Below are 9,773 nucleotides of genomic sequence, written 5' to 3' on the forward strand. Positions count from 1 at the left end.
TGGACGTCAGCCCGCCACGACTTTCTCCACAACGGCTGACCTGCATGAACGGGCTTAGCGTACGTTTTCCTTCCGCTGCGCTACGACCCCCGAAGTGGCGGCGGGCGCGGGCAGAACTCCGGTGTGCCGGAGCCGGTCTCGGGCCGCTGCGATGGCTTCGGGGGTGGTGGCGAAGACGCGGCCGGCCTCATCGAGGCGGGCGATGATGCCGAGGGCGTGCAGGGGCTGGTGGTGGCCGGCGCGGATGCCGGAGATGTAGACGGTGATGCCGCGGCGCTGTAGGCGTTCGATGGCATCGCCCAGGACCAGAGCGCCGCTGGCGTCGATGGTGGTGACACGGGACATGCGCAAGATCACCACGGAGACGGTGGCGACCTCGGACAGCTCCAACAGGAAACGGTGGGCCGCGGCGAAGAACAGCGGCCCGTCCAGACGGTAGGCGACGATGTGCTCGGCCAGCAGGGCATGTTCTTGCTCGGTGTGGTCGCCGGGCAGATCAGGGTGAATCGGCATCGCATCCAGGCGGACGTCGCGCGCGATGGAGCGCAATGCCAGCGCGCCGGCCACGATCAGGCCGAGGATGACGGCCTGGACCAGGTCGAGCGCCAAGGTGGCGATCGCGGTCAACCCCAAGACGACGGCGTCGCCGCGGGTGGAGCCGATCATGGCTCTGACCGAGCCGACCTCTACCATCCGCACCGAGGTGGCCAGCAGCACACCGGCCAGCGCGGCCAGCGGGATCTGGGCGACCAGGCCGGCGGCGGTGAACACGATCACGGCCAGGACGCCCGCGTGAGCCAGCGCCGCCAGCCGTGATTGGGCGCCGGAGCGGACATTGACCGCGGTGCGGGCGATGGCACCGGTGGCCGGGACGCCGCCGAACAGCGGGACGATGAGGTTGGCCAGGCCCTGGCCGAACAGTTCCCGGTCGGGGTCGTGCTTGTGGTTGACGCTCATGCCGTCGGCCACGGCGGCCGACAGCAGCGACTCCAACGCGGCCAAGGCCGCGACCGCGACCGCAGGGGCGAGCAGCGAGCTCAGCGCGCTCACATCCACGAAGGCCAGGGAGGGAGCGGGCAAGGTGGCGGGCAGGTCCCCGATGCGCGCTACCGGCAGGTCGGCCAGTTGCGCCAGCAGGGTGGCGGCGGCCACGGCGAGCAGGGAGAAGGGCACGGTGGGCCGCCAGCGCGCCCCCAGCAGCATCACCGCGGCCACCGTCAAGGCGATGCCCAGGGCCCACCACCGCGGCTGGGTGAGGAAGTCCTGCGCGGCCTGCCAGGCTACGGCGAGGACCTTGTCTCCCTCTGGAGTCGGCACGCCCAGGGCGGCCGGGACCTGCTGTAGGCCGATCACGCAGGCGATGCCGATGGTGAAGCCCTCCACCACCGGGGCCGGCACCAGGGCCATGTACTTGCCCGCGCGGCCCAGCGCCAGCGCGATCAGCATCAGCCCGGCCAACACGCCGACCATCAGCACGCCGGAGGCGCCGTGCGCGTGCATGATCGGAACCAGTACCACCGTCATCGCCCCGGTCGGGCCGGACACCTGCAGGCCCGAGCCGCCGAACAGCGCCGCCAGCACTCCGGCGACCACCGCGGTGGCCAGGCCCGCTGCGGCGCCCATGCCCGAGGAGATGCCGAATCCCAGCGCCAGCGGCAATGCCACGATCGCCACCGTCAACCCGGCTAGCAGGTCACGGCGGGGACGGCGGCCCATCGCGGCCAACTCCCCGCCCTCGGGTAGCACGCTGCGCAGGCGGGCCCAGCCCGAGGAGAACGAGGGGGTCACGAGGTGCCGGCCTCCACCTGGATCAGTTCGCTCAGCAACTCGTGCTGCTCGGTGAGCTTCTGGGTCAGCAACTTGCGGGCCGCGCGTAGCAACTCGGCCACGTCCCCACCGGCCAGGGCGTAGACCACGGTGGAACCGTCGCGGTGCGCATTGACCATCCCCGAGCGGCGTAGTACGGCCAGATGCTGCGACAACCCCGTCGGCTCGACCTCGATGGCGGCCAGCAGGTCCCGCACTGGCATCGGCCCCTCCTGCAGCAGCTCCAGCACCCGGATCCGCACCGGGTGGCCCAGCAGTCGAAACAGCTCCGCCTTGGCCTCATACAACGGAACCGACATCACAGAGCCGCCCCCTCGCCCGGTTCGGCCTCACCCGAGCCGATCGGCACACCGTGCGTGCGAGCCAACCGCGCCACATGATCCCATTCCGCTTCGGCCAGCATCAGCGCGTCAACATCATCGCCACGCCGGGCCGCCTCCAACGCCGCGGCCGCCCGGCGCCCCCGTTCCCTGACCACAGCAGCGAAAGACCCGCTCACAGCATCCCCTGACCTCGATCTCACCCGACAGCACGCATATTATCATGTAGTTAATTGCGCAGATTCGCAATTCATGGAGAGACAGACAGGTCTACTACGGGCACACGGCGGAGGCCCCCAGCGACTCGGCCCGCCCGTCTTGTCATCACATCGGGGAGAAATCATGCACGCGGCGATCAACTCTCCCGGCCGACCAGCAAAGAGGCGTTTCCGTGTCGACGACGCGTGACATGAGGAGGACGCCCTTGACGTACGTTCTCGTTCCATCGCTCCGTGCGGGCCTGTCCGGTCGTCGTAGAGCCCGAATCGTGCCGAGCGTCGTGACACACTCCGGCCTTGCCAGAGGCCGTTCCGCAGATGCTTATGGCGATCTCAAGAAGATCAGTAAGGTTTGCTGCCATGCGTACCCTCCTCGTCGCCCTCATGGCCGACGCGCTGTTCAGCCTGCCCCTCACCGGGACCGCCCACGCGGTCCCCGGGACCTCGACGGTCCTCACCGGCAACCCCCTCTACAGGACCGGCACGATCCCCCAGCAGACCTGTGAGGAACCTGCCTTCACCAGCGCCAGCCATGACGGCGCACGCCTCTACGTCATCGAGATGTCCGCCTGTCTCGACCGGGTGTGGTCGGCGCAGGTGCGGAAGGCGGGCTTCACCTGGACCAAGCCCAAGGTCGTGGTGTCGCACAAGGACCGTGTCAAGACCGCCTGCGGCCCCTACTACCCCGGCGACACCTTCAGCCTGTACTGCATCGGCACCGGGACCATCTATCTCATGGTCACCGACTCGGCGCTGAGCGATGAGCTCAACCACCCGCGCATGCTGGAAAGCCTGGCGATCGGCTACTCCTATCATGTACAGCAGCTGGGCGGCATTCTCCGCGAGGAGCGGCGGGCCGAGGCGAAAATGTCGAAGAAGCAGCGATGGGCGCTGAGCGCGAAGGTCTCCCTGCAGAACCTCTGCCTCACCGGGGCCTTCCTCGGAAGTGTCTGGGACTCTCTCTCCCACACCAAGGCCTACGGCACCGACCTCATCATCGACTGGAAGTCGGTGGAAGGCGACCACAAGGAGCATGGCAAGGCCAAGAACCGGGTGTACTGGGAACAGCGCGGCTTCGACACCCTACGGCCCGGAGCGTGCAACACCTTCACCGCATCGGCGGGAAGAGTCGCCTAAGACCTGTGAGGAGTCCGGATCACGAGGTTGCGGATTCGCCTGCGCGGTGCGGTCCAGCTCTGGTAGGGCTCTGGCCTGGGCAAACACCACTATGACGTCGAGCAGACCTCCGCGCTGCCGCACGCCTTCCGCCTGCTGCGCATCCGTCGGGAGGTCCGCGCCGACATCCACGAAGCCTTCCTCAGCCTCGCCTGCGCGCTTGGCTGCCGGCGCCGCCCCGGCCCATTGCGTCAGGACCTCTTACACCGTCTCCGCTTGGTTGCCTATCCGGCCGTTCCTCGACCTGCTCGGCCCGGCGTCCGCGCCTGTGGACCGGCCACACCGAACTCAGCGAGCTCGGCGTGGCCCGGTTCGCGCTCTACCTGACGCACCACCGGAAGGGGTCCGCCCTCAAGGCGTACGGTCCGAGGTGCCCGGCCCCGTCGACTGAGCCGGCTTGGCCTCGTCAGCCGAGCCGGCCTGCCCGCCGCAGAACACCTCCTTGAGGAGCCTGTCCACCAGCTTCGGGTACACCGCTGCCGGGTCGACTGCGGCGTCCCCGGTGGTCAGCGAGGCGGTCAGGGTCTTCTTGCCGTCGGGCGAGCTGTACATCAGCGCCCCGTAGCCCTCCGGAGGACTACCGTTGTGCTGGAAGACGGTGCCGCCGCAGTTCGGGCCCAGGTCCTGCACGAACAGCCCGAAGCCGTAGCCGAGCTTGCCGTACGGCTTGCGCATCTCGGCCAGCAGCGGGGCCGGCAGGAGCTTGCCGCCCATCAGCGCGGAGATGAACGTCTGGAGATCCTGGGTGGTCGAGATCAGGGCCCCGGCGCCGGCCAGCAGCGAGAGGTTCTGGCGGGAGACGTCGACCACCTTCCACTGGCCGGCGTCCTGGTAGCGGAAGTAGCCATGGGCATGCGGCCCGGGGAGCTGCGTCCGGGCGCCCGGCACCACGGTGCCCCGCATCCCGAGCGGCCGCAGGATCCGCCGCTTCATCTCCTCGGCGTAGGATCGGCCGGTGACCTTCTCGATCAGCAGCAAGGCCAGCGTGTAGTTGGTGTTGGCGTAGTCCTGGCCCGTTCCCGGAGCGAACTTCGGCGGCTTGGACAGCGCCAGCCGTACCAGTTCCTCCGGCTGGTAAGTGTGGAACCGGTTGTCCAGCCACTCTTTGCCCTTGCCGGGGATCCCCGGCACGTACTTCCCGTCGTAGAAATCGCCGGTGTAGTTGAACAACCCGCTGGTGTGCTGCAACATCATCCGCACGGTGATCCGCCGGTCCAGCCCGAGCTCGGGCAGGTAGCCGGCCACCGGGCTGTCCAGCCCGATCTTGCCCTCGGCCACCAGTTGAAGCACCAGGGTCGCGGTGAAGGGCTTGATGACGCTACCCGTCCAGAACCGCCCGTTCGTCGGCGGCTTGGCGGCCTGACCGAGCTTGCGCACCCCGGCGCTGCCGACCCACTCGCCCCGCTCATCGTGCACACGCAGCTGCACCCCGGCGAGACCGAGATCGACGATCTCCTGAATGGCCTTCTGCAGCTCCGGGCGGTCCTGCCCGGCAGCGGCCTCCGACACGGCCGTACTGCTGTCCGCTGCGGCCCCCGCAGGTGTGCCCACCCCGGCCAGCAGCGCGGCCGCCAGCGCCGGCACCGCCACTCGCCGGAAGATCTTGCTGAGGACGACCGGGCGCTGGTGCACGCCGTCGGTGCGCGCTCTGGTCGCCGTGATCACGAATAGGGATCGGGTTTTCATGGTTCCTCGTCTCTGGTGTCGCGCTCAGGCGAAAAGCTCGCCGAGCGATTCGGGGTCGACAGGGGATGGGGGCGAGGCGGTAGGCCGGCAACCGGCACGCCGCCCTGGCCGGGCTCGACTCCTTCCCCGACCCGGCACGCCGCCGTGCCACGGGGGCCGGACAGGACCCCGGTGACCAGCTGTTGCCGCGCGGGTCGGCATGCCGTCAAGCGACGTCGAGGGCTCCGGTGATCTTGCGGATCATCTCGGCCAGGGTGGGGCTGGGCTGGCCCTGGTGGGTCCGGGCGGCTGCTTCGATGGCGACGATGACGGTACTGCGGAAGTTGTCGGCCTCGGCCGGAGCCTGCTGCTTGAGCAGGGTCATGGACGCCGTCAGGGCCGGCAACACCTGGTCGGCCAGGTCGGCTGTGGTTTTACCCCACTTCACACCCTTGGGCGCCTTGGTGAGCACGTGCCCGACCAGACCGGTCGCGGAGGTCAGGGCGATGGAGCCGTGAGTGGCGACCTTGTGGGCCGAGTCGGCGACACCAGCCGCGGACATCAGCGAGACGGCGCCCCACGCGGCGGTCCGCAGGGTGAGCTTGTCCTGGTCGGAAAGGGTGACGGACATGGTGGTGTGCTCCTCTGAAACTGTGACGAAATTCGATTGAGCGAGCGGATGGTGGAATACGGTCCTGCTGGTGCCCGGGGCATCTCGATTACTCAGGTCGGGTCGCCCGGGGGATCTCCCCCCTCAAGGCCGCAATCGCTGAACCGTTCATGGCATCCACGATCACCGACCGCTCTGATACCGGGCTGTTGCCGTCCTGACGCGGCCGCTGACACGACACCGCATGGTCGACGACGAGCGCGAGGGCCGGTCAGCTGGGTCGAGGGCTCCGGTGATCTTGCGGGCCGTCTCAGAGCCGAGCGTCCGCCCGCCCGACTTCGATGCCGACCGCCGCAAGGAACACAACACCGTCGAGCGCCGCGTCGACAAGCTGCGGCAGTTTCCACGTCGTGGCCACGCGCTTCGGCACGCGCGACGTCATCTACCAGGGCACGATCGACGTCGCGTCCATCAAGCTCTGGCTCCGCGATCCCGTCCCATGATCCACGAAACACGGCCTGACGACGGACTACCGGCGCAGGACACCAGAGGCGTGGGTCTTGGCGGGTGTTTCTTGGCTGGTCCATGCGATGCGGCGAAGACCCTGATCCCCACGTCCCGCCTCGGCGTCTCGGGACTGGCCCAGGGCGCCCGCCTGATCTCCGCCCTGCCCGCGGGACCCAGCCGCGCCCTCCTCCGCCTCACCACCAAGAGCGCACGCCTCTACAACTCCATGACCGTCGACGACTACCCGCCGTCGCCCACCGCATCAGGAGGCCGGGGCGGCCTGGCGGGCGACCCCGGAGGCGGGCTCGGGGTGGCATGAGGAGTGCCCGCCGCCGGTCACGCCTGCGGGGTGTGACCGGCCGGCGATTCCAGCGGCAGCCGGATGTCAACGTGTCACACGATCTGGATGGCGACGACCTTCGGAGGGCGGTTCGGGAAGGTGATGTCGTGCCAGCGCTCGATCTTCACCGAGTCGCCGTTGGCGTCGTAGTAGATCAGGTCGTTGTTGCCCGTGGAGATCCGGTCGACCCACCATCCGCCGAAGTCGGTCTTCCCGCCGTTGGCGTAGCAGTCGACGCTCTCGCGGCCGTCGAGGTGTGACCAGATCTTCAGGAAGTTCTCGCCGCCAACGCATTGGACGTGGTCGATGGCGAAGGCGGTGCCGCCCGGGATGGTGACGGTGAAGGCGGCGGTTGCGGCGAGCGCCACGGCCATGGAACGGGCGTTCTTCTTGCTCTTCGAGATCACAGACTCTCCTCCTGCGGAGACCGGCGCGCACGGCCCCGGCCCTGTTGGTGACGTCGCGTCCTGGCGGAACGGTGCTTCGTCCGGTCGGCAGACGGCCGGCTGCGCACCGGAGCGGCCCCTCGCGGCCGCGCCTTTCCGTGACGCGATGGGGTTGTTAGGTAACTCAAAGTAATATCACCCTCCGTCCGGCCAACACTCCGAACGCGAACTGTTGGGCCGGAGCGTCACCCGATCGTGGCGCTCACGCGCGGCCAACGAGCCGTGGGTCCACCGACATGGAGGACCACTCGATCGGCATCAAGCCGCTCGGCGGCGAACCCGATCACCTCCGCCGGAACCTTCAGCGGAGCATCCGCCAGGAACGTCCCCGGCGTCCGGGCCGTGCCCCACTGCACCGCCGCTCCATGCGCGACCAGGGGGGCGGCGTCGACGTGCCCGGTGGGCGAGGTCGGCGTGGCCGGCGGGCCGTGCAGAAGTGCACACCGGGCTCTTCGGGAGCCGAGGGATGTTCCAAACCCGCAGAACCTCATAGAAATGCCCTGAGAATTCCGGACATGGATGTAGATGACCGATGATCCAGTTAAGGAGACCGGATGGGATCCGATCCCCGTAGCCGGTTCGTGGAGCTCTACGAATCCGCCTACGAACCCATACTCGGGTACGTCCTGCGCCGCTACCCGCACCCGGAGGCCGCCGCCGACGTGGTGGCCGAGACATTCACCATCGCGTGGCGGCGCATCGAGGAGGTGCCCAAGGGCGACGAGGCGAGGCTGTGGCTGTACGGCGTGGCCCGGCGCGTGCTCGCCAACCATCGGCGCGGCGAGCGGCGCCACGAGCAGCGTACGGCGGCCCTGCGCGAGCGGCTCGCCGCCTCCCCCGCGCTGGCCCGCCCGCCGGAGGACGAGATGCCGCAGATGGGGAGGGTCTTCCGCGACCTGCCGGACGACGACCGGGAACTGCTCTCCCTGGTCGCCTGGGAGAAGCTCGACCATGGGCAGATCGCCCGCATGCTCGGCATCTCCCGCAACGCGGTGCGGATCAGGCTCCACCGCGCCCGCAAGCGTTTCGCTCGGGGCCTGGCGAAAGCCGGGATCGACCATCCTCGTGCCACCGCCCTGGAAGGGAGTTCGTTGTGAACCTCGCCGATCTCGCCCGCGTGCGCGACAAGGACCTGGCCGGAGAGGCGTCCGCGCCGGAGACGCGGGCGCTCATGCACGCGATCATGTCCGAGGAGCGGGAACCGGTCACCGTGACACGGCCCGGCCATAAGGTCCGCCGGGGGCTGGTGCTGGGCCTCGCGACCATGGCGGCGGCCGCGGCGGTCGCCGTCGGCATCGGCCTGGTCGGCGGCCCGGTGACCAGTTACGCCAACGCGGCCGTCTCCATCAAGAAGAACGATGGATACTTCAGTGTGAACATCACCGACCCCACGGCCGACCGCCGCAGCTTCGAGGAGGCGTTCCGGGCGGTGGGGCTGAACGTCACGGTCAAGGTCGTCCCGGTGGCGCCGTCCGACGTAGGGAAGCTGATCGGCCCCATCGTCCCGGGCGGCTTCAAGTGGCATGGCAGCATCGGTACTCAGACGATCAGGCCGTGCTCGTCGGCGTTCTGCGGGAAGGTGTGGATGCCGGCCGACTTCCCCGGCCGCGTGGTGTTCGGCGTCGGCCGTCCCGCCGAGCCGGGCGAGCCGTACGTCGACGAGGGTCCCCTCGCCCCGGAAGGTGATGAGGCCCTGTCCGGGTACACCAGCCACGGCAAGACGGTCGCGGACGTGCGGACCGAGCTGAGCCGGCGCGGGCTGAAGGCCGGCTACCGGCTGGTGTGGCAGTACCTCGACGGCGGCGACGGCGGCATCTCGTGGTTCGACGAGGCCGTTCCGGCGAGCCGGATCAAGAACGACTGGATCGTGGCGTCCACCCGCTTCCATAGTTCCGACACCGTCGACCTGTACGTGACCCCCGGCAAGGACGCGGGCCCCGTCCCCAGCCCCCACCCCGAACCACAGTGGTACGACATGCCGGACTGAGTCCGCAGCAGGGGGACGGCGCCCGGTTCCAGTCAGGGCGTCGTCCCTTTCCGGCCCAGCTGTTGGGTATCTCGGGCGGCACCCTCTGCAACCACATCCCCAACCTGCAGGAAGCACGTCCGGCACGGCAGCCGTCCCTTGGTCTGATAGGTCTTGCTCACGGTCCCCGTCTCCTTGCTCGGAGTGATTTGGCGATTGCCCGAGACCTACCACCAGGTAGGCCCCGAGGCGGGGACCGCCACTTCAAGTTCTACGAGCTACGGGACAACATCAGTGTCAGTAGATGCGTCATGAGAGTGTCACTGAGCGGCCCCTCGGCTCGTTCAAGGTCGGCGCCGGTGGCGAGGGAGGAGGGCCGGGCTTTCCCATGTACGGCACCCAGCGGCAACGGACCTGGTGATTCCACACGTTGTCAGTGGTGATCGATCCTGTTGACCCCTATGACTCCCCACCTCTTTGTGCCCTCGTCGTGTCGGAACACGTTCACCCCGTAGTACGAGAAGTCGATCCACCCGTCGCGGTCGTCTTTGCCTTGCACCCACTTGGTGCTCACGCCGTTGAGGTCGGCCTTCTCCGCCGCCACGTTCCCCCAGCTCCTGCTGCCGTCCCGGTACACATTCAGCCCGTCTTTGGGGAAGCTGATCCACCCGTCATCGGTGCTTCTTCCCTGCACCCAT

General features: G+C 68.6%; 10 protein-coding genes and 1 pseudogene. 5 read left to right on the plus strand and 6 right to left on the minus strand.

Translation table 11 applies throughout. The annotated features are described in order from the left end of the window. Positions 1-54 precede the first annotated feature (54 nt). Both BM085_RS31575 and BM085_RS31580 read right to left on the minus strand, forming a co-directional pair. A complete protein-coding gene (locus BM085_RS31575; RefSeq protein ID WP_177245370.1) occupies positions 55-1,716 on the minus strand; it encodes a SulP family inorganic anion transporter in 1,662 nt (553 codons plus the stop codon). Positions 1,717-1,784: 68 nt separating this feature from the next. Next, on the minus strand, positions 1,785-2,126 hold the full coding sequence (locus tag BM085_RS31580) for an ArsR/SmtB family transcription factor (protein WP_093890502.1): 342 nt from the start codon (positions 2,124-2,126) through the stop codon (positions 1,785-1,787). A gap of 599 nt (positions 2,127-2,725) precedes the next feature. Here BM085_RS31580 and BM085_RS31590 point away from each other — a divergent pair. Both BM085_RS31590 and BM085_RS46325 read left to right on the plus strand, forming a co-directional pair. After that, positions 2,726-3,502 carry a neutral zinc metallopeptidase gene (locus BM085_RS31590; RefSeq protein ID WP_177245367.1) on the plus strand — a complete coding sequence of 259 codons (777 nt, stop codon included), beginning with the start codon at positions 2,726-2,728 and terminating at the stop codon, positions 3,500-3,502. Between the two features lie 66 nt (positions 3,503-3,568). Continuing rightward, positions 3,569-3,709 (plus strand): annotated as a pseudogene (locus BM085_RS46325) (IS5/IS1182 family transposase); the annotation flags it as partial. A 183-nt stretch (positions 3,710-3,892) separates the two neighbouring features. On the opposite strand, the gene BM085_RS31595 reads toward BM085_RS46325, so the two are convergent. Then, entirely contained in the window at positions 3,893-5,227 is a 1,335-nt protein-coding gene (locus BM085_RS31595) for a serine hydrolase domain-containing protein (protein ID WP_093890485.1), read from the minus strand. 205 nt (positions 5,228-5,432) lie between these two features. Next, a complete protein-coding gene (locus BM085_RS31600) occupies positions 5,433-5,837 on the minus strand; it encodes a hypothetical protein (protein WP_093890486.1) in 405 nt (134 codons plus the stop codon). 553 nt (positions 5,838-6,390) lie between these two features. On the opposite strand from BM085_RS31600, the gene BM085_RS31605 reads away from it, so the two are divergent. Then, positions 6,391-6,642, plus strand: a complete 252-nt coding sequence (locus tag BM085_RS31605; protein ID WP_218158881.1) for a hypothetical protein — start codon at positions 6,391-6,393, stop codon at positions 6,640-6,642. 74 nt (positions 6,643-6,716) lie between these two features. Here BM085_RS31605 and BM085_RS31610 read toward each other — a convergent pair whose 3' ends face one another. Beyond that, positions 6,717-7,070, minus strand: coding sequence for a beta/gamma crystallin domain-containing protein (locus BM085_RS31610; RefSeq protein ID WP_093890487.1), 354 nt, complete (start codon positions 7,068-7,070; stop codon positions 6,717-6,719). Between the two features lie 593 nt (positions 7,071-7,663). Here BM085_RS31610 and BM085_RS31615 point away from each other — a divergent pair. Together BM085_RS31615 and BM085_RS31620 are read left to right on the plus strand one after the other, a co-directional pair. Next, on the plus strand, positions 7,664-8,206 hold the full coding sequence (locus tag BM085_RS31615; RefSeq protein ID WP_093890488.1) for an RNA polymerase sigma factor: 543 nt from the start codon (positions 7,664-7,666) through the stop codon (positions 8,204-8,206). Continuing rightward, positions 8,203-9,096, plus strand: a complete 894-nt coding sequence (locus tag BM085_RS31620) for a hypothetical protein (RefSeq protein ID WP_093890489.1) — start codon at positions 8,203-8,205, stop codon at positions 9,094-9,096. Before BM085_RS31615 ends, BM085_RS31620 begins: the two co-directional genes overlap by 4 nt. Positions 9,097-9,508: 412 nt before the next feature. Here the strand turns inward: BM085_RS31620 and BM085_RS44805 are convergent. Then, positions 9,509-9,773, minus strand: a 265-nt coding sequence (locus tag BM085_RS44805) for a hypothetical protein (RefSeq protein ID WP_177245368.1), incomplete at its 5' end; no start/stop codon positions are given.

The sequence above is a fragment of the Streptosporangium canum genome (assembly GCF_900113865.1).
Lineage (GTDB): Bacteria > Actinomycetota > Actinomycetes > Streptosporangiales > Streptosporangiaceae > Streptosporangium > Streptosporangium canum.